The organism is Streptomyces sp. NPDC042002 (genome assembly GCF_055588305.1).
On sequence record NZ_JBVJCT010000028.1, the window covers coordinates 70,895 to 90,223 of the forward strand.

Genomic DNA, 19,329 nt, shown 5'->3' on the forward strand with positions numbered 1-19,329 from the left:
CAGAAACACAATGGTCACACTTCAGGCCGTACCAGCATAGTGCGGAGAAATCTTGTGGTACCTCTTCAAGTACTGCGAATTCAGGCGCAGCCAAGGGGGACGAACATGAGTTCTCGTCGGACGACGACCATTACGGGATCGCTGCTCACGGCATGCTTCTCGACCGTGATGATCCTTTCCTACACCGCCGTCGCGGACGACCAGGGGCCGGGGAGCGGCAAGGGCGGAAAGGCGATGGACAAGCCGCCGGCGGGCGTGGAGGTGACCACGCTGCTGCCGGAGAAGATCTCGGTCGACAACGGTACTCAGAAGACGGTGATTACCGCCACGGTAAAGAATGAAGGGACCAAGGAAAGCGGCGGCATCAGGCTGCTGGTGGTCGGATTCGACGGCCTGAAGGTCAAGAACGTCAAAGGCTGCACCGCCATGGCCGAAAAGGATCTGCCCAAGGGGTCGAACAGCGGTTTCATCTGCTCCACCGGCAATCTCGCGGTGGGAAAATCGAAATCGTACGACGTCGACGCCACGTTCGATCTGAGCAGGACCGGAAAGATCTGTCTTCCGGTCCAGACGAGCGACGGGAAGAAGACGTACTGGCAGCAGGGCCCGGTTCCGTTCGGTACGACGAACCCGTCGCCGAACGCCCCGGCGACCCCGCTGCTGCTGGGCACCGACAACAAGCCGGTGGCACCGGGCGGCGACGCGCTGCCGAGGACCGGGGCCGGGAGCGGGGTCCTGCCGTTCGGTATGGCGGGCGCGGCCCTGATGTCGGCCGGAGCGGCGGGGCTGTGGTGGGTCGGCCGCAGGCCCCGGCAGGAGCGCTGACCGCCGGGCACGGCACCGGGTGAAAACGCGCGGAGGCCCGCCGGGTGAGGTCGGAACACGACCCGGCGAGCCTCTTGCACGGAACGACGCCGTCACGGACGCGGGCGCCACCGGACGGGGGCACCACTACGTCACGGACGCGGGCGTCACTTCTTGTCGATGAGCTTCCATGCCGTGGGCAGGACGCCCATGGCCAGGGCGGCCTTGAGGACATCACCGATCAGGAACGGGGTGAGGCCCGCCGCGACGGCCGCGCTCGCCGACATGCCGGTGGCCAGGGCCAGGTAGGGAACGCCGATCGCGTAGACGATCGCCTCGCCGAGCAGCATCGTGCCCGCCATGCGCAGCACGGAACGGTCGGCGCCTCGGCGGGCCAGGGCACCCACGACGGTGGACGCGAGCAGCATGCCGAGGATGTAGCCGAAGGACGGTGCCGCGGCGCCGGAGCCGCCGTCCGCGAACCACGGAACGCCGACCATGCCGACCAGCGCGTACACCGCGAGCGACAGGAAGCCGCGGCGCGCGCCGAGCGCCGTGCCGACGAGCAGCGCGGCGAAGGTCTGGCCGGTCACCGGCACCGGGGAACCCGGGACGGGCAGCGAGATCTGGGCGGCGAGGCCGGTGAGGGCGGCACCGCCGAGCACGAGGGCGACGTCACGGACGCGGGAGGCCGGAAGAAGGTCGGCGAGGACCTCGCCGGGTCGGGAGGGCGTGGCGACAGCGGTGCTCATGAGGACTCCGGCGAACGGGAATACCCCCTTGGCTCACAGGGAGCTCGGGGGAGGACAGGTCGGGACACGGTGACGCTATCCCAGGGGCATACGGGTGATCACCGTCAGCGCTCGACAAAGCGCGGATCCGGAGATTGGTGGGCTCCTTACAAAGAGTGCCCGGTACACCTGCCCGGAGGTGATGCTGGTCACTGAGGTGAAGTCGTTTCCGCTACGGGACTGTTCGGGGCCGGGACTGTGGAGACTCACCAAAGGGACTTTCGCGGTGTCGGCCTCCGCCCCACCCCACGTCGACCCCTCGCCGGGGCTTGCGCGCCGCCGGCTCCGCCGGGCTCTCCCACTGCGGGCCGGAGCGGGAACGGGCCCTGGCTGTCCGGTCCTTGGGCGTACCTGGCAGGCCCCATGACCAACCCCCTACCCTTCACCCCATGGTTCCCCAGGCCCTGAACTTCGCGTCGCGTCGCTATGTCGACCTGCGACGCCAGGGCACTGCCACCTGTCGACGCCCGTCCTGAGGCGGGGCGGAGCGGATCCGGCTCGCCGGTACGAGACCACAGCGGACCACACCAGGCGCACGTCGCCCCCGAGGTGACGTGGCGTACGTGACGGCGCAGTGCCGGACCAGCCCCGAGGAAGAGCCCCATGGCCAGTACCGTGGCACCCCCTTCGACATCCCCGCGCTCCCCCGTACTCGACCGGCGCCGGGCCAGCGCCAGCGTGATCCTGCGGTCCGTGCTGGAGCACGGACCGGTCGCCCGCAGCACGATCTCCCGGCTGACCGGACTCTCCCCGGCGTCGGTGACCGACTACTGCGCCCGGTTCACCGAACGGGGCCTGATCCGGGAGGCCGCCGCGCCTCTCCGGTCGGGCGGGGTCGGGCGGCCGCATCTCCCGGTCGACCTGGACCGCTCCCGGTTCGTGGTCGGCGGAGTACACGTGGCCGTGCCGTACACGACCGTCGCGCTGCTGGACCTGCGCGGGCGCGTCCTCGCCGAGAAGCGTCTGCGGCACGACCGCACCGAGCCGGGCCTGGTTCTCGCGAACGCCGCGGACGGGATCACCGCCCTCCTCGCGGGCTTCCCCGGCCGTACCGCCCTGGGTATCGGGGTGGCGGCCGGCGGCTGGGTCGACCCGGACTCCGGCACGATCGTGGAGCACACGCTGCTGGGCTGGCGCGACGTGGCCGTCCGGGAGGCCATCGGGGCACGCACGGGACTGCCGGTCCATGTGGACGGTCACGCGCGGGCGTTGGTGAACGGGGAGCGGCTGTTCGGGCGGGCCCGGGGCAGCCGGAGCGTGCTGCATCTCTTTGTCGGCAATGTGGTGGATGCCGCCTTCGCCACCCACGACCAGGTGCACTACGGGCCGCGCTCGCAGGCAGGCGCGATCGCCCATCTGCCCCTGACGGGAGGGTCGGAGCGGTGCGACTGCGGGCGGACGGGGTGCCTCCAGGCCGAACTGAGCGAACGGACACTGTGCCGGCGGGCCCGTGAACTGGGTGTCATCGACGGCTCGAATCCCCAGCACGTGCTCTCCGCGGCGACCGACGGCGACCCGCTGGCCGTACGGCTGCTGCTGGAGCGGTCCCGGATGGTCGGGCGGGCGGCGGGGCTGCTGCTCGACGTGCTCAACCCGGAGACGGTCGTCGTCACCGAGATCGGTGCCGTGCACCGGGAGGACTGCCTCGGCGCGCTGCGCGAGGCGGTGGGCCCGGAGCGGGCGTCCGCTGTCGTCCCGACCAGCTTCCCGGATTCGGTGCTGGCCGTGGCGGGCGGATCGGTCGTGCTCGACGTCCTGTACCGCGATCCGCTGGGCTCCTCGGGCTCGCGCCGGGGCTCCTCGGGCTCGCGTCCGACTTCTTCGGGCGCACGTCTGGGTTCTTCGGGCTCCCCACCGGGAGCGAATTAATTCAGAAAGTCGGAATGTTGACAGGGCTCGTTCCCGGACAGGAGCATCATGTGCATGAGCAGCGCGCGGGTGCAGGTTCCGCTCACCAAGTGCCGTGTGGTCGACCTGATGCGGGTCGCACGCACACGTTGTTGCTGACCCATTGCCGCTGATCCGCTGACACGCCGATCCACTGACGGTGATCCGCTGAAGCGCTGAGGTCCGTTCGGCAGCCTTCGCCCGGAAGGCCACTCGACCGCCGTTGCGCCGTCACGCCGTCACGCGGAAGACCGGTCGGCCGTCGTCGCACCGGGGCAGGTCCGTCGACGTCGCCGCGCGGAGCGTTCAACTGCCGTCGTCCCCGGCCGGCTCGTCCCCTCAGGCACGCCACCAGCGTGCGTCCCTTCGGCGTGCGTCCCGTCCTTCCGGCTTCGCCCTGCCCGGAACTCCGCGCGCCCTCCCGCCACTTGGAATCCCCGGAGTCCTTCCATGCCACCACAGTCGTCACAGTCCCCCTTGTCCTCCTCCTCGCCCTCCAGGCCCGGTGTCGACCGGCGCGTGTTCCTGTCCTCCGTGCTCGGCGTGGCCGCCGCCGGGCTGAGCGGCTGCGCGGGTGCCAGTACGGCCGACGCCCGCTCCGGGGCGGACATATCGGCGCCCCTGTCCGGCAAGGTGCCGCGGGGCACCAAACTCTCGATCGCCTCGTACCAGGGCGTCCAGGAACTCCAGTTCAAGCTGGCGGGGCTGGCCGCACTGCCGTTCACCGTCTCCGACTGGGTGAACATCGGCGCCGGTCCCGATGTCATCAACGCGTTCCGCGCCAAGTCCCTGGACGTCGGGAACAACGCGGGCATCCCGCCGATCCAGGCGCACTTCCAGGGCTTCGACGCGAAGATCGTCGCGATCAACATCACCCGCAAGCCCAACTACCTGTTCGCCACCAAGCCCGGCAGCGACATCCGGGACGTGCGGGACTTCAAGGGCAGGAAGCTGGCCTTCTCGCAGGGCCAGGCGCAGGGTGTCGTCCTGCTGCGCGCCCTCAAGCAGGCCGGCATCGCCTACGGCGACGTGACCCTCGTACCGCTGACCAGCAACCAGTTCCTCACCGCGCTCCAGGCCGGCCAGGTGGACATCGCACCGCTCGCCAACAGCCAGAGTCCGGCCTACCTCAAGCAGTACGGGTCCAAGGGCGCCCACACCATCGCCACCGACGTGGTGGACCTGCTCAACCTGCTCTGGGCGCCGGCCTCGGTGCTGGCCGACCGCGCGAAGGCGGCCGCGGTCGCCGCGTACATCCCGCGCTGGGCGAAGGGCCAGGTGTGGGCGTACGAGCACCCCGGCGCCTGGAACGAGGAGTTCTACGTCAAGACGCAGAACCTGACACTCGCGCAGGCGCAGTCGATCACCGCGCTCGCCAACAAGCCGCTGTTCCCGCCGAGTTGGGACGAAGCCGTCAAGTGGGAGCAGGAGACCGCCGATCTGCTGGCGGCGGGCGGCTTCGTGAAGGGGTTCAAGGTCGACTCGCTCTTCGACCGGCGTTTCGAGGCCATCGCGGCCAAGTCCGTCCCCGCGGAATACCGGAGGTGACGGCCATGACGACCAGGACCACGACCACGGCCAGGACCACAACCGGGACCACCCACTCCCCCACTCCTTCGACCGCGATCACGGACGACGCCGACGCCGGAACCGGGCAGGCCTCGGCCCCGGCCGCAACGGTCGGGACAGAGACGGGGGACACCGGGGCGGGTGAGACCGCGGCGGGCGACACCGGCGCGGGTGAGACCGGGGTGGACGAACGCCGGTCCCGTCGGGCTCGTCGTGCCCGGCGCCGCGGCCTCGCGCCCGGCAAGCGGCTGCCCGCCTCCCGGCTCATCGGTCCGGCGTTGTTCCTCGCCCTGTGGGCCGTCGCGTCCGCCGCCGGACAGCTGGACCCGGGCGCGATTCCCGCACCCTGGACGGTACTGAGGACCACCGGTCATCTGTGGACCGACGGCACCCTGCCCACCGATGTGCTGACGTCCCTGGAGCGCGCGGGATACGGGTTCGCGTTGGGCCTGACCGCCGGGGTCGTCCTCGCCCTCGCGTCCGGGCTCAGCCGGGTCGGGGAGGCGCTGATCGACGGGACCGTGCAGCTCAACCGGGCGATCCCGACCCTCGGCCTGATCCCGTTGTTCATCCTCTGGCTCGGCATCGGCGAGACCTTCAAGATCGCGATCATCGCCATCGTCGTCTACATCCCGATCTACCTGAACCTGCACTCCGCCCTGTCCGGCATCGACCACCGGTATGTCGAACTCGCCGAGGTACAGGGGCTGTCGAGGATCCGTTTCGTACGGGAGATCGTGATCCCCGGCGCGCTGCCCGGCTTCTTCGTCGGACTGCGGCTCGGGGTGACCGCCTCCTGGCTCTCCCTGGTCGTCCTGGAGCAGATCAACGCCACCAGCGGCCTCGGCTACATGATGTTCCAGGCCCAGAACTACGGCCGGACCGACATCATCCTCGTCGGTCTGCTGATCTACGGCATCTTCGGGCTCGTGTCCGACAGCGCGGTTCGTCTCATCGAACGAAAGGTGCTGTCGTGGCGACGCACACTCAGCAACTGACCCGTTCCCACACGGTCCGACTGCGTGGTCTCACCAGGTCGTTCGAGGGTCGTACGGTCCTCGACGGGATCGACCTCGACCTCCCGGCGGGCCAGTTCACCGCCCTGCTCGGACACAGCGGGTCCGGCAAGAGCACGCTGCTGCGCGCCATCGCCGGCCTGGATCACGGCGTCGCCGGGAGCGGGCGGCTCACCGCCCCGGACAGGGTGTCCGTCGTCTTCCAGGACTCCCGGCTGCTGCCCTGGCGCCGCGTCCTCGACAACGTCCTGCTCGGCACGGACGGCCGGGAGGCGGCGGAGAGGGGCCGCTCCGCCCTCGCCGAGGTGGGACTCGCGGGGCGCGAACGGGCCTGGCCCAACGAGCTGTCCGGTGGGGAGGCACAGCGCGCCGCCCTGGCCCGTTCGCTCGTACGGGAACCCGAACTGCTCCTCGCCGACGAACCGTTCGGGGCGCTGGACGCGCTCACCCGGATCCGGATGCACGTGCTGCTGCGCGAACTGTGGGAGCGCCACCGTCCGTCCGTGCTGCTCGTCACGCACGACGTGGACGAGGCGATCGTGCTCGCCGACCGGGTGCTCGTGCTCGACCGCGGCCGCATCGGCCTCGACCTGGCCATCGACCGCCCGCACCCGCGCTCGTACCGCGATCCCCGGCTCGGCGAGTACCGCGAACGCCTACTGAGCGCCCTCGGGGTGACCGAGGACGTGACAGGAACACCGGAAGGAACGGAACACCGGGGAACGACGGCGCGCCCCACCACGGAACCGGACGGAACCACGGCACAGCCCGCCGCGAAACCGGACGGAGCCACGGCACGGTTCACCGCGGGACCGGACAGAACGGCGGGCGACGTCACCGCGGGACCGGACGGAACAGCGGACGACGACACCGGGCACGGCCTGTCCGCGCACCAGAAGGAGAAGCACCCGTGACCAGTCCGCGCCGACTCCATCTCAACGCCTTCCTGATGAACACCGGCCACCACGAGGCCTCCTGGCGGCTCCCGGAGAGCGACCCGTACGCCCATGTCGAGACGGCCCACTACGTACGCCTCGCCCGGCTCGCCGAACGCGGCACCTTCGACTCGCTCTTCCTCGCCGACGGCCCGGTCCTGTTCAACAGCGTGGGCCAGCGCCCGTCCGGTGCCCTCGAACCCATCACCCTGCTCACCGCGCTGGCCACCGCCACCGAACACATCGGCCTGATCGCCACCGCGTCCACGTCCTACAACTCCCCCTACAACCTGGCCCGCAGATTCGCCTCCCTGGACCACATCAGCGGTGGCCGCGCGGGCTGGAACATCGTCACCACCGCGGGCGCGGAGGCCGCCCGCAACTTCGGTCTCGACGACGAGCCCGCGCACGCCACCCGCTACCAGCGCGCCGCCGAGTTCCTGGACGTGGCGCTCAAGCTCTGGGACAGCTGGGAGGACGACCTGGTCGTCGCCGACAAGGGGGCGGGCGTCTGGGGCGACCCGGGCAAGATCCACCCCGCACGCCACAAGGGGACGTACTTCAGCGTCGACGGCGCCCTCAACGTGCCCCGCACACCGCAGGGTTACCCGCTCCTCGTGCAGGCCGGCTCATCGGAGGACGGCAAGCGGTTCGCGGCCAGGTACGCGGAAGCCGTGTTCACCGCCCAGCAGACCCTGGCGGACGCGCAGGACTTCTACGCCGACCTCAAGTCCCGTACCGCACAGGCCGGCCGGGACCCGGACCACATCAAGGTCCTGCCCGGCATCGTCCCGGTCATCGGCTCGACCGAGGCGGAGGCGCGCGCCCACGAACGTGTCCTCGAGGACCACATCGTCCACGAGCACGGGCTGAACCGCCTGGAGCGTCTGCTGCACCTGGAACCGGGCACCCTCGGCCTCGACGCGCAACTGCCCGCCGACCTGCCGCCGGAGAGCGCGATCGAGGGGGCCAAGAGCCGCTACACCCTCGTGGTGGAGCTCGCCCGGCGCGAGCGGCTCACCGTGCGCGAGCTGATCGGCCGGCTCGGCGGCGGGCGGGGCCATCTGACCTTCACCGGCACGCCCGAGCAGGTCGCCGACGCGATCGAGGAGTGGTTCCGGCGGGGCGCCGCCGACGGCTTCAACATCATGCCCGCCGTGCTGCCGTCCGGCCTCGCCCTCTTCGTGGACCACGTGGTGCCCATCCTGCGCGACCGGGGACTGCTCCGCCGCGAGTACGGGCCCCGGCAGACCCTGCGGGAGCGCTACGGCCTCCCGCGCCCGGCCAACCAGTACGCGACCCCGCCCACGACCACCGCACCCACAACCACACCGGAGCCAACGCCCGCAACCGCCCTCGCCTGACCGCACGCCCGCCCGATCCGTTCCGAAAGGACCCGCACCCCATGCCAGACATCGAGATCCAGAAGGTCACCGCGCACATCGGTGCCCGTGTCGCCGGCGTCGACATCTCCAAGCCCTTGGACGACGTCACCGCCGCCGCCCTGCGCACCGCCCTCAACCAGCACAAGGCGCTGGTCTTCGACGACGTCGACCTGGACGACGAGGGCCAGCAGGCCTTCGCCCGCCACTTCGGCGACCTCACCACCGCGCACCCCACCGTGCCCGCCGTGGACGGCGCCCCGAACGTGCTGCCCGTCGACAGCGAGCGGGGCCGCGCGAACCACTGGCACACCGACGTGACCTTCGTGCTCAACCCGCCGCAGGCCAGCACCCTGCGCAGCATCACCGTGCCCCCGTACGGCGGTGAGACGCTCATCGCCAACTCCGCGTCCGCCTACCGCGATCTGCCCGAACCGCTCCGCGCGCTCGCCGACACCCTGTGGGCCGAGCACACCAACGACTACGACTACGCGGTGCCGGACGAGAACATCGACGAGGAACAGGCCGCGCAGCGGGCCCAGTTCACGTCCATCAAGTTCCGCACCGCCCACCCGGTCGTCCGGGTCCACCCGCTGACCGGTGAACGCGGTCTTTTCATAGGCGGGTTCGCGCAGCGGATCGCCGGGCTGTCGGTGGGCGAGTCCCGCAAGATCCTCGACCTGCTCCAGTCGTACGTCACCCGGCCCGAGAACATCCTGCGCTGGCGCTGGTCCCCGAACCAGCTGGTCCTGTTCGACAACCGGATCACCCAGCACTACGCGATCGACAACTACGACGGTCTGCCGCGCCGGCTGCACCGTGTGACGGTCGCCGGTGACGTGCCGGTCGGCATCGAGGGCAAGGAGAGCTACTCGATCGCGGGCGACGCCTCGCACTACACATCGGTGGCCGCATGACGCTGTTCCCGGCGGCGGTCGGCCATGTCCGGCGGCAGGTGCGCGCCCGCGCCTGACCGGTGTGCCACCTCACCGAAGGGGCCCTCACGTGACGAACGGCGTCACGCGAGGGCCCTTTCGCGCGTCCGGACGCGACTCCCCGGCCGTCACGGGGCGCACGGCACATTGAGCGAGAGCAGGGCGGCCGAACCGTCCTCCACCCGGAGTCCGGTGAGCGCCGCGTTGCCGAGGCCCGGCAGGACCCGGCGGTACTCGCCCAGCGGGATGGACAGGACCGTGCACAGCGCCAGGCGCAGCAGGGTGTTGTGGGCGACGACCAGCACGCGTTGGCCGGGGTGGGCCGCGGCGATGTGGCGCAGGGCGCGCGTTCCCCGGGCCGCCGCGGTGCGCGGATCCTCCGCCTCGGGGAATGGGTAGGACACCGGATCGGCCTGGAACGACTTGGCCCGGACCGGGTTCTCCAGCTCGAACTCGGCGAGCGTACGGCCCTCCACCACCCCGAAGTCGCATTCGCGCAGGGCGGGTTCGCGCCGCGCGGCGAGTCCGAGGGCGCGGCACGCGGGCTCCGCGGTTTCGACGGCGCGGGACATGGTCGAGGTCCAGATCGCGTCGACCGGGTGCGCGGCGGCCCAGCGGCCGAGGGTTTCCGCCTGGGCTCGGCCCTCGTCGGTGAGGGGGACGTCACTCACTCCGGCGTAGCGGTTCTCCGCGTGCCAGACGGTCTGCCCGTGCCGGGCCAGGAGGAGGGTCGTACTGCGGCTCGTAGTACTCATGAGGCCGCAGTATCCAGGTCGAGGCGGGCCCCTGGGGGCGCCGCGAGGGGACCGGGGAGCCGGCCGCGGCGCTCCGGTCCACCGGCCGACCAGGGCGCACGGGAGCGGCGGGACCGGGCCGGCCCCGCGAGCGCATACTCTCGCGGGGCCGGCGTCCGGCACCCGGACGGTTGTCATACGGAGGTGTCGCCGTGGATGTGCGCTGCCCGAACTGCGAAGGACCGCTGAAGACGTTCCGCAGGCTGACCAAGGACGAGGAGGCGGCCGTACGACGGATCAAGCAGGTGGACGACCCGGCCGCCTACCATCGCTGTACCCGTCCGGGCTGCCGCCGCTTCCAGCGCTGGAGCAACTGGCGCGACGGCGACAACTTCCCCGAGCCCAAGACCACATAGTCCGAGACCACATAGCCCTGGACTACGTAGCCCGAGACCACATAGCCCGAGACCACGTAGTCCCGGACCGCCCCGGGGCGAGGTCCCCTACAGGTTGCTGAAGTCCGGTCCCGCCGTACGCGTGCGCTTGATCTCGTAGAAGCCCGGCACCGAGGCGACCATGAGCGTGCCGTCCCAGAGCTTGGCGGCTTCCTCGCCCTTGGGGGCCGGGGTGACGACCGGGCCGAAGAAGGCGAGCTGCTCGCCGTCGGCACCGGGGACGGCGATGACCGGGGTGCCGACCTCCTGGCCGACCTTGTCGATGCCCTCCTTGTGGGAGGCGCGCAGCTCGGCGTCGAACTCGAAGTCCTTCTGGTCGGCGTAGTCGATCAGGTCGGCGGGAAGTCCGACCTCCTCGAGGGCGCCGGCTATCGCCTCCTTGGTCGGACCCGTGCCGTCGTTGTGGAAGCGGGTGCCGAGCGCGGTGTACAGCGGGCCGAGGACGTCGTCGCCGTGCTTCTGCCAGGCGGCGGTGACCACCCGCACGGACTCCCACGCCGTGGTCGCGAGCATCTCGCGGTAGTGGTCGGGAAGCTCGTCCAGCTTGGGCTCGTTCAGTACGGCGAGGCTCATGATGTGCCAGCGGACCTCGATGTCGCGGACCTTCTCCACTTCCAGCACCCACCGCGAGGTCATCCAGGCCCAGGGGCACAGCGGATCGAACCAGAAGTCGACGGGGGTCTTGCCGGAACTGGTCTGAACGGTCTGCTCGGGCATGGCTCTCCTCGGAACGCGGTCTTTCCCCTCACCAACACCGGCACTCGCCCGCGCCATTCCCGGGGCGTACGGGAGATTCCCGCGCGTCGGCGCGATTCCCCCGGTGTCCCCGCTGTCGCGGTGCCCCCCGTCAGGGGCACATGGCAGGATCGGTCCTGTTCGCACATGTCTATGACGCCATGAGGGAGTGCAGCCGTGCCCGGTGAGAACCTGTCCCGCGAAGAGGCCCAGGAACGGGCGGCACTGCTGTCCGTCGACAGCTACGACGTCTTCCTCGACCTGCGCTCGGCCGTCGGGGAGACGGAGCCCGGCACCGCGGCCGGCGGGCCCCGCACCTTCCGCTCGGTCACCACGCTCCGCTTCCGCTGCGCCGAGCCGGGCGCCGCGAGCTTCGCGGACCTGATCGCGCCGCGTGTGACGGCCGTCTCGCTCAACGGCCGGGACCTCGACCCGGGCGAGGTGTTCGACGGCTCCCGGATCCGGCTGGAGGACCTCGCCGCCGAGAACGAACTCGTGGTGGACGCGCAGTGCGCCTACTCGCGCACCGGCGAGGGCATGCACCGCTTCGTCGACCCCGAGGACGGCGAGGTGTACCTGTACACGCAGTACGAGCCCGCCGACGCGCGGCGCGTGTTCACGAACTTCGAGCAGCCCGACCTCAAGGCGCCGTACCGCTTCGAGGTGCGGGCCCCCGAGGGCTGGACCGCCTGGAGCAACGGCCTCGGTGAACTGACCGACGGCGTCTGGAAGTTCGCCGAGACGAAGCCGATCTCCACGTACATCACGGCGGTCGTGGCGGGCCCGTACCACTACGTGACGGACTCCTACTCCCGCACCTTCGACGACGGTACGAAGCTGGAGATCCCCCTCGGCGCGATGTGCCGCAAGGGCCTGGCCCCCCACTTCGACGCCGACGACGTGTTCCTGGTGACCAAGCAGGGGCTGGACTTCTTCCACGACCACTTCGACTACCCGTACCCCTTCGGGAAGTACGACCAGGCGTTCGTCCCCGAGTACAACCTCGGCGCGATGGAGAACCCGGGTCTCGTCACCTTCCGCGAGGAGTACATCTTCCGCGGCAAGGTGACGCAGACGTCGTACGAGGCGCGGGCGAACGTCATCCTGCACGAGATGGCGCACATGTGGTTCGGCGACCTCGTCACCATGGTGTGGTGGGACGACCTGTGGCTGAAGGAGTCCTTCGCCGACTTCATGGGCACGTTCGCGAACGTCGGCGCGACCCGCTTCACCGACGCCTGGATCACGTTCGCCAACCGCCGCAAGGCCTGGGCCTACCGCGCGGACCAACTGCCGTCCACGCACCCGATCACGGCCGACATCCGTGACCTCCAGGACGCAAAACTGAACTTCGACGGCATCACCTACGCCAAGGGCGCCTCGGTCCTGAAGCAGTTGGTGGCGTACGTCGGGCAGGACGCCTTCCTGGAGGGCGCCCGCCGCTACTTCAAGCGGAACGCGTACGGCAACACGCGCCTCGGCGATCTGCTGTCGGCCCTGGAGGAGACGAGCGGACGGGACATGGCCGCCTGGTCCCGGTCCTGGCTCCAGACCGCGGGCGTCAACTCCCTCACCCCGCAGGTGATCCTGAGCGCCGAAGGGCGCGTCACCGAGCTGGGAATCGTCCAGGAGGCCGCCGAGTCCCATCCCGAACTGCGCCCGCACCGCGTGGCCGTGGGCCTCTACCGGCGGTCGCCGGGCGAGGGCGGGGACGGCTCGCTCGTCCGCTACGCGCGCGCCGAGGTGGATGTCGACGGGCCGCGCACGGTCGTCGCCGACCTGGCCGGCGCGGAGGCCCCCGATCTGGTCCTCGTCAACGACGACGACCTCACGTACTGCAAGATCCGCTTCGACGAGGGCTCGCTGGCCACCCTGCGGGACGGACTCGGCGAGATGACCGACCCGCTCGCCCGGGCCCTGTGCTGGTCCGCGCTGTGGAATCTCACGCGCGACGCGCTCCTGCCCGCCCGGGACTTCATCGCTCTGGTGCTGCGTTTCGCGGGCCGCGAGTCCGACATCGGCGTGCTCCAGATGCTGCACGCCTGGGCGAACTCCGCGCTCGTCAACTACGTGGCGCCCGACTGGCGCGCGCAGGGCGGAGAGCTGCTCGCCGAGGGCGCGCTGAAGGAGCTGCGGCTCGCCGGGCCGGGCGGCCAGCACCAGCTCGCCTGGGCCCGCTTCTTCGCCGACGTGGCGTCGAGCGAGGCCGATGTCCAGTTGCTCCAGGGCCTGTTGGAGGGGACGGCCGAGATCGACGGGCTGGAGGTCGACCAGGAGTTGCGCTGGGCGTTCCTGGAGCCGCTGGCCGCGCGGGGCGCCGCCGACGAGTCCGTTCTCGCCGCCGAACTCGCCCGCGACGACACGGCGTCCGGCAAGCGGCACCAGGTCCGCTGCCTCGCCGCCCGCCCCTCGGCGGCGGTCAAGGCCCAGGCCTGGGCGGCCGTCGTGGAGTCCGACGCGCTCTCCAACGCGCTCGTCGAGGCGACCATCTCCGGCTTCGCCCAGCCGTCCCGGCGGGACCTGCTCGCGCCGTACGCCGCCAAGTACTTCGCCGCGATCGGCCGCGTCTGGGCGGAGCGGTCCATCCAGATCGGCATGGACGTGGTCCGGGGGCTGTTCCCCTCGCTCCAGGACTCCCCGGAGACCCTGGAGGCGACGGACGCCTGGCTCGCGTCGCACGAGGACGCGCCGCCCGCGCTGCGCCGGCTGGTGCTGGAGGCGCGGGACGATCTGGCGCGGGCGCTGCGCGGGCAGGCCTGCGACCTCGCCGCGGCGGGCTGATCACCCGCCCCACGCGAACCACACCGGAGAGGGCGCCGGCGCCACCCGCGCCCGGTGCCCTCTCCGGTGAACCGATCACCTGCCCGCACTGGTTACGAAATGCAGGTATTCAGAGCCGTAACCCGTATTAATCACCGTCCGGACCAGCGTCTTTCGGCAGTCGAACGCCCGTACTTCAGGGCGCGCTTGTCCTGATTTGCCGACGAGCGGGTAACAGCGGTTAGAAGACGGCTGCCGGGCGGGAATCCCCGGTTCATGAACCCCAGCACCCCGCTCTCCCCCCACACCCTCCGTCCCTCGTCCCCCGTGCGGCACCGGATCCTGACCACCGCCGAACTGCGCGGCCACGGCGTGACCACCGCGGACACCAACGAGCGGTGCCGGCCCGGCGGGCCCTGGCAGCGGATCCTTCCCGGCGTCTTCCTCCTGCGTCCCGGGCCGCCCACACCCGAGGAGCGACTGCACGCGGCGCTGCTCTACTCCGCCCGTACCCCCGCCGCCCGCACGGCGACCGGCATCCCGGCCCAGCCGGTGTCCGAGGAACCGCACACCCCCCGGCCCCACCCGGACGCGCTGATCACCGGCCTGGCGGCGCTGGCCCTGCACGGCTTCGCCTCGGCCCCGCCGCTGCTCTCCCTCGACACGATCGACGTACTGGTCCCCCGGCTGCGCCGGCTGCGCTCGACCGGCTGCGTCCGCATCGTGCGTACGACCGTGCTGCCGGCCCCCGAGTTCGTGGCCGGGGTCCCGGTCGCCGCCGTGCCCCGCGCGCTGGCCGACGCTGCCGCGGAGCTGACCGACGCGGAGGCCGTGCGCGGGCTGCTGACGGAGGCGGTGCGCCGGGGCCGCTGTGAACCGCGCGCTGTCGTGGAGGAGTTGACGGCGGCCCGGCTGCTCGGCCGCCCGCACCTGGTGGACGCCGTGGACTCGCTGGTGGCGGAGGGCAGGGCGATCGCGGAGAACCGGCTGTACCGGATGGTCTTCGAACACGGGCTGCCTGACCCCGTCTGGAACGTCGACCTGCGGCTGCCGGGCGGCCCGCACCTCGGCGGCCTGGACGCGTACTGGCCCGAGCAGGCGGTGGCGGTCGAGCTGGACACCCGCACCGCGCGCCAGGACGCGGACGCCGCCCGGTCCGAGTACGCCCGCAAGCGCGAGTACCTGGAACGGCTGGGCATCACCGTCGTCCACATCACCCCGCGCAAGCTGCGGGACGCGATGGAGCAGCAGGCCACGGTCGTGCGCACCGCGCTGATGGCCTCGAAGGACCGCGATCCGGCGGCGCATGTCGTGGTGCTGCCCAGGTAGTGACGGACCGGGTCGGTGCCAGGCGGGGAGGGAGGGGGCCCACGAGGTGTTCTCGTGGACCCCCTCCCGCGTTCCGGTGGCGTTGTCAGTGCCCCGATCTAGTGTGGTTGAGCAGAGGAACCATGGCCGAACGCGGCTGCCGTGCCGAGCAAGACAGGAGACCCTGATGACGACCCTGCCCGATCGCCCGAACACCGCGCTGCTGGTGATCGACATGCAGCACGGAGCGGTGGACGGCGCCCACGAGCTCCCCCGTGTGATCGCGAACATCGACACGCTCGTCGCCCGGGCCCGCGCCGAGGCGGTGCCGGTGATCTGGGTGCAGCACTCCGACGACCAGATGAAGCGCGGCAGCGAGTCCTGGCAGTACGTGCCGGAGCTGGTCCGCCGGGACGCGGAGCCCGTCGTCCACAAGAACTACGGCGACTCCTTCGAGGCCACCGACCTGGAGGACCTGCTCGCCGAGCGCGCCGTGGGCCATGTGCTGGTCACCGGTGCCCAGACCGACGTCTGCGTCCGCTCCACCCTGCACGGCGCGTTCACCCGCGGGTACGACGTCACTCTGGTCGGCGATGCCCACACCACGGAGGACCTCACCGCGTACGGCGCCCCCACGCCGGCCGAGGTCATCGCCCACACCAATCTGTACTGGAAGTGGCAGAGCGCGCCCGGCCGGCGCGGGGACACCGTCGAGACGGCGAAGGTGAGCTTCGCGACGAGAGCGGCGGACCGGACGAGGGCCGCGGACTGAGGGCCTGCCCGGTCGATTCCGGCGGAGGCGCCCTACAACCGGCCGGCCGTGGACGGCGAGGGCGGCACGTCCAGGGGCGGGTCCGGCCGCTTCCCGCAGAACTCCGCCTCGACCACCGCTTCGCTGTCCCCCGTCCAGTCCCCGTTGAAGTTGAGGGCGAGGGAGTGGCGGCCGTCCGCCGTGGTGACCGCGAAGGAGGACGAGCCGTGGATGCCGCCGTCGTGGCCCCAGACCTGGACGCCGCAGCTCAGCTTCAGCTCCAGGAGGCCGAGGCCGTAGCGCATGTCCGGGACGCCGTCGATCCCGACCGTCGTCCGCATCTCCGTGAGCTGCTTGCGCGGCAGGAGCCTGCCTCGCAGGAGGGCCGTGTAGAAGCGGTTCAGGTCGGCGCTGTCGGAGATCATCTCTCCCGCGGAGGAGGCCATGGACGGGTTCAGCGTGGTGACGTCGTACGTCGGTCCCGTCGTCGTCGCGGCCAGCTTGGAGTACGCCCTGGCGCTGGGCCACGGAACCGTCACCCTGGTGCCGGGGACCGAAGTGGCGTGCAGACCGAGGGGCTTGATGATCCGGTCGCGGATCTGCGAGGCGTAGGAGTGGCCGGTGACCTTCTCGATCACCATGCCGGCCACGACGTAGTTCGTGTTCGAGTAGTTCCAGGACGTGCCGGGCGCGAAGTCCGGCTTGTGGGACAGGGCGACGGCGACGAGCTGTTCGGGGGTCACCGTGTCGTAGCGGTGCCGGAGGAATCCGTCCTTGAAGAAGTGGGTGGCGAGGAAGTCCTCGTCGGTCGTGTAGTTGAAGAGCCCGCTGGTGTGGTCGAGGAGCTGGCGGACGGTGATCCTGGTGCCGTCGTTGCCGTTGCCCCGCACCACCCCGGGCAGCCAGTGGTCCACCGTGTCGTCCAGTGACAGCCGTCCCTCCGCCTCCAGTTGGAGCAGGACGGTGGAGACGAAGGTCTTGGTGATGCTGCCGACCCGGTAGCGGTCGGCCGTCGAGCGCGGTGCGCCGGTCCGCAGGTCGCCGACGCCCGTCGTGGCGGACCACGCCCCGTGCCGGTCCACGGCGGTCGCCGTCACACCGGGCACACCGTCGCGGACGGCCGCCTCCATGGCCTGCCGGGTCGGCGAGTGGTCGCTCCTCGCGGGCGCCGCCGCGGCGGGTCCCGCCAGCGTCACCGCGACCGCCGCGGCGGTCGCCCCCACCAGTCCCGTACGTACCCTCATGTCTTCCCCATCTCACCGTTGGACTCGGTCAACGGGACGGACACGAGGGCATATCACCGGGTTGCCCGGACAGTGCGGGTTGGGCCGTTTTCAGCCCTTCTTCAGGATCAGCTCGGTGTTGCGGTCGCGCGAGGCGCCCGACAGGTCGGTGCGGGCGCCGGGCGCGTTGAAGGAGAGCTCGCGGTAGAGCGCCGCGAGGCCCGTCTGGCTGAGGTCGGAGAAGTCCGTGGCGTGCGGGGCCGCGGACTCGATGAGGGTCGTGAAGAGCGAGAGCGTGCCGTCCTTGTTGTCCACCAGCTCGATGACGCGGGCGAGCTGGGGGAAGTCGACGTGGGAGGCGGTGCAGATCTCCCAGAAGGAACGGTTGCCGGGGGCGGCGTGCGGGATGATCTCGTTCTTGTGGGTGTGGCCGTTGACCCAGGCCAGCGTGTTGCCGAAGCTCGCGAGGAGGGCGACGACCTCGTTCCCGCCGTGCCGCTTCTCGGTCGGGTGGGCCGGGTCGGCGTGGGTGTTGCGCATCGTCTTGCTGGTGTGGTGGCTGAAGACGACGACGTACGAGTCCTTGTTCTCGCGCAGTGTCTTCTCCAGCCAGCGCAGCTGCGCCGTGCCGATCGAGCCCTCGTAGTGGCCGCCGGGGTCGGTGGTGTCCAGGCTGACGCCGATGACGTCCTCGGCGATGCGGAACGTGTAGTACTGGGTACCCGCGGAGAGGTTCGCGGAGGAGTAGCCGTGGCCGATCGGGCCCGGTCCGGTGTGCGCCGGGTCGAGGTGCGCCTTGATGTACTCGGCGGGCGTGAACGGGGCGCGCTTCTCGTCGGGCGTGACCGAGCGCATCTGCCGGGTGTGCGCCTTGAGCAGGGCGTGGAACTCGGCGCCCTTCGGGCTGCTGCCGCTCTTGATGGACGCGGCGAGCGCGCCGCACTCCGCCGAGCCCAGTGACATCAGCTTCTTGCCGCCGACGGCGAACTCGGTGAGGTACGAGTCGCCGCGCGATCCGTAGCAGCCGAGCGGGAGCGCGTCGTGGTTGCCGACGGTGGAGTACCAGGGCAGGCTCAGGCCGGGGCTGCGCAGCTCGCGGATGGCGGCTTCCAGGAAGCCCTGGATGTGCGGGAAGCCGATCTGCTTGTCGGCGTCGCGCAGGGCGGCGTCGGGCTGCCAGTACGTCTTCAGGCCGCTGGCCTGGACGCCCTCGTAGTGCCGCGGGTCACCGCTGTTCGGGCTGACGCGGCCACCGCTCATGACCTTCAGGAACCACTCCAGCTCCGTCTTGGAGTTGTTGTCGGTGTTGTCCCCGGTGGTCATGACGAAGTGCAGCGGAGAGCCGGTGACGGGGGCTCCGTGCAGGGAGTTGACGCGCTCGACCAGCGAGACGGCGCCCGCGACGGTCAGCGCCTCCTGCGGGCGCCAGGCGCTCTTGTTCTGGGCGCGCAGATACTCCAGGCGCAGCGGGTGCTGGGAGTCGATCAGGTGCAGGTCGGTGAGCTGGACGAACGCGGCGAGGGCGGTGCGCCGGTCGGCGCGGCCCGTCCTGCCCGCGGCCAGTTCGTCGCGCACGACCCGCTTCCAGCCGGCGCCGTCACCGAGCCGGCGGTACCCGGCGGAGCCGGAGTGCGGAGCGGCGACACTGCTCAGTGTCGTGCCGCGGGTGTACGGGGCGGTCCCGGCCGGTGTCCTCAGACCGGTCGCGGCCGACTGGTCCTTGGAGTGGGCGACGGAGTCGGCGACGGGTGCCTGCGCCGGTGCGGCGGCGTGCGCCGGGGACTGAGGGCGCAGGGCGAGACCGATCCCCGCGGAGAGGGACACCGCTCCGGTGGCGGCCAGCAGGGTGCGGCGGTTGAGGGCGGGTACGGCGGCGACAGAGCGTGTGCGCGGCATGGCGCGGTCTCCCCGAGTGCGAACGCGTCGGCAGTGGCCGCGGGGCGCTCGACTCGCGAACTCCCCGCTCATACTGGATCGTTGGCACTGGGGATGACCTGTGCGTTAACTGGGCGGCAACGGGCGACGCCGATCACCGTACGTCGAT

Annotated in this window: 15 protein-coding genes and 1 pseudogene; 11 read left to right on the top strand and 5 right to left on the bottom strand. The window is 71.0% G+C overall.

Features of this window, described 5'->3' with window-relative positions; genetic code table 11:
- Positions 1 to 105: 105 nt before the first annotated feature.
- Positions 106 to 825, top strand: a complete 720-nt coding sequence (locus ACZ6KY_RS30755; protein WP_469313528.1) for a hypothetical protein — start codon at positions 106 to 108, stop codon at positions 823 to 825.
- Positions 826 to 971: 146 nt separating this feature from the next.
- Here the strand turns inward: ACZ6KY_RS30755 and ACZ6KY_RS30760 are convergent, their stop codons facing one another.
- Complete coding sequence (locus ACZ6KY_RS30760; protein WP_469313529.1) at positions 972 to 1,556, bottom strand: biotin transporter BioY; 585 nt, start codon at positions 1,554 to 1,556, stop codon at positions 972 to 974.
- A gap of 642 nt (positions 1,557 to 2,198) precedes the next feature.
- Here ACZ6KY_RS30760 and ACZ6KY_RS30765 point away from each other — a divergent pair.
- From ACZ6KY_RS30765 to ACZ6KY_RS30790, 6 genes and pseudogenes are all read left to right on the top strand, one after another.
- Complete coding sequence (locus ACZ6KY_RS30765) at positions 2,199 to 3,464, top strand: ROK family protein (RefSeq protein ID WP_469313530.1); 1,266 nt, start codon at positions 2,199 to 2,201, stop codon at positions 3,462 to 3,464.
- Positions 3,465 to 3,932: 468 nt separating this feature from the next.
- Positions 3,933 to 5,030 (top strand): ABC transporter substrate-binding protein, encoded by a 1,098-nt coding sequence (locus ACZ6KY_RS30770; protein WP_469313531.1) that lies wholly within the window; start codon positions 3,933 to 3,935, stop codon positions 5,028 to 5,030.
- Positions 5,031 to 5,035: 5 nt separating this feature from the next.
- On the top strand, positions 5,036 to 6,049 hold the full coding sequence (locus ACZ6KY_RS30775) for an ABC transporter permease (RefSeq protein WP_469313532.1): 1,014 nt from the start codon (positions 5,036 to 5,038) through the stop codon (positions 6,047 to 6,049).
- Positions 6,025 to 6,759: pseudogene (locus ACZ6KY_RS30780) on the top strand (ABC transporter ATP-binding protein); the annotation flags it as partial. The gene ACZ6KY_RS30775 and the pseudogene ACZ6KY_RS30780, both read left to right, overlap by 25 nt.
- Positions 6,760 to 6,977: 218 nt before the next feature.
- Entirely contained in the window at positions 6,978 to 8,366 is a 1,389-nt protein-coding gene (locus ACZ6KY_RS30785) for an LLM class flavin-dependent oxidoreductase (RefSeq protein ID WP_469313533.1), read from the top strand.
- 41 nt (positions 8,367 to 8,407) lie between these two features.
- Positions 8,408 to 9,301: a TauD/TfdA dioxygenase family protein gene (locus ACZ6KY_RS30790; protein ID WP_469313534.1), complete on the top strand. Its 894-nt coding sequence runs from the start codon at positions 8,408 to 8,410 to the stop codon at positions 9,299 to 9,301.
- A 146-nt stretch (positions 9,302 to 9,447) separates the two neighbouring features.
- On the opposite strand, the gene ACZ6KY_RS30795 is transcribed toward ACZ6KY_RS30790, so the two are convergent.
- Complete coding sequence (locus ACZ6KY_RS30795; protein ID WP_469313535.1) at positions 9,448 to 10,074, bottom strand: histidine phosphatase family protein; 627 nt, start codon at positions 10,072 to 10,074, stop codon at positions 9,448 to 9,450.
- Positions 10,075 to 10,265: 191 nt separating this feature from the next.
- Between ACZ6KY_RS30795 and ACZ6KY_RS30800 the strand changes: the two genes are divergently transcribed.
- Positions 10,266 to 10,469 (top strand): hypothetical protein, encoded by a 204-nt coding sequence (locus tag ACZ6KY_RS30800; RefSeq protein WP_469313536.1) that lies wholly within the window; start codon positions 10,266 to 10,268, stop codon positions 10,467 to 10,469.
- Positions 10,470 to 10,556: 87 nt separating this feature from the next.
- Here ACZ6KY_RS30800 and ACZ6KY_RS30805 read toward each other — a convergent pair whose 3' ends face one another.
- On the bottom strand, positions 10,557 to 11,225 hold the full coding sequence (locus ACZ6KY_RS30805) for a mycothiol-dependent nitroreductase Rv2466c family protein (protein ID WP_469313537.1): 669 nt from the start codon (positions 11,223 to 11,225) through the stop codon (positions 10,557 to 10,559).
- 195 nt (positions 11,226 to 11,420) lie between these two features.
- On the opposite strand from ACZ6KY_RS30805, the gene pepN reads away from it, so the two are divergent.
- From pepN to ACZ6KY_RS30820, 3 genes are all read left to right on the top strand, one after another.
- Entirely contained in the window at positions 11,421 to 14,024 is a 2,604-nt protein-coding gene (gene pepN, locus ACZ6KY_RS30810; RefSeq protein WP_469313538.1) for an aminopeptidase N, read from the top strand.
- A gap of 255 nt (positions 14,025 to 14,279) precedes the next feature.
- Positions 14,280 to 15,332: a hypothetical protein gene (locus tag ACZ6KY_RS30815; RefSeq protein WP_469313539.1), complete on the top strand. Its 1,053-nt coding sequence runs from the start codon at positions 14,280 to 14,282 to the stop codon at positions 15,330 to 15,332.
- 166 nt (positions 15,333 to 15,498) lie between these two features.
- The gene (locus tag ACZ6KY_RS30820; RefSeq protein ID WP_469313540.1) at positions 15,499 to 16,083 is read left to right on the top strand and encodes an isochorismatase family protein; all 585 of its coding nucleotides are present in this window, start codon (positions 15,499 to 15,501) and stop codon (positions 16,081 to 16,083) included.
- Positions 16,084 to 16,115: 32 nt separating this feature from the next.
- Here ACZ6KY_RS30820 and ACZ6KY_RS30825 read toward each other — a convergent pair whose 3' ends face one another.
- Together ACZ6KY_RS30825 and ACZ6KY_RS30830 are read right to left on the bottom strand one after the other, a co-directional pair.
- A complete protein-coding gene (locus ACZ6KY_RS30825; RefSeq protein WP_469313541.1) occupies positions 16,116 to 17,306 on the bottom strand; it encodes a serine hydrolase domain-containing protein in 1,191 nt (396 codons plus the stop codon).
- 90 nt (positions 17,307 to 17,396) lie between these two features.
- The gene (locus ACZ6KY_RS30830; protein ID WP_469313542.1) at positions 17,397 to 19,181 is read right to left on the bottom strand and encodes a TIGR03767 family metallophosphoesterase; all 1,785 of its coding nucleotides are present in this window, start codon (positions 19,179 to 19,181) and stop codon (positions 17,397 to 17,399) included.
- Between the last annotated feature and the right edge of the window lie 148 nt (positions 19,182 to 19,329).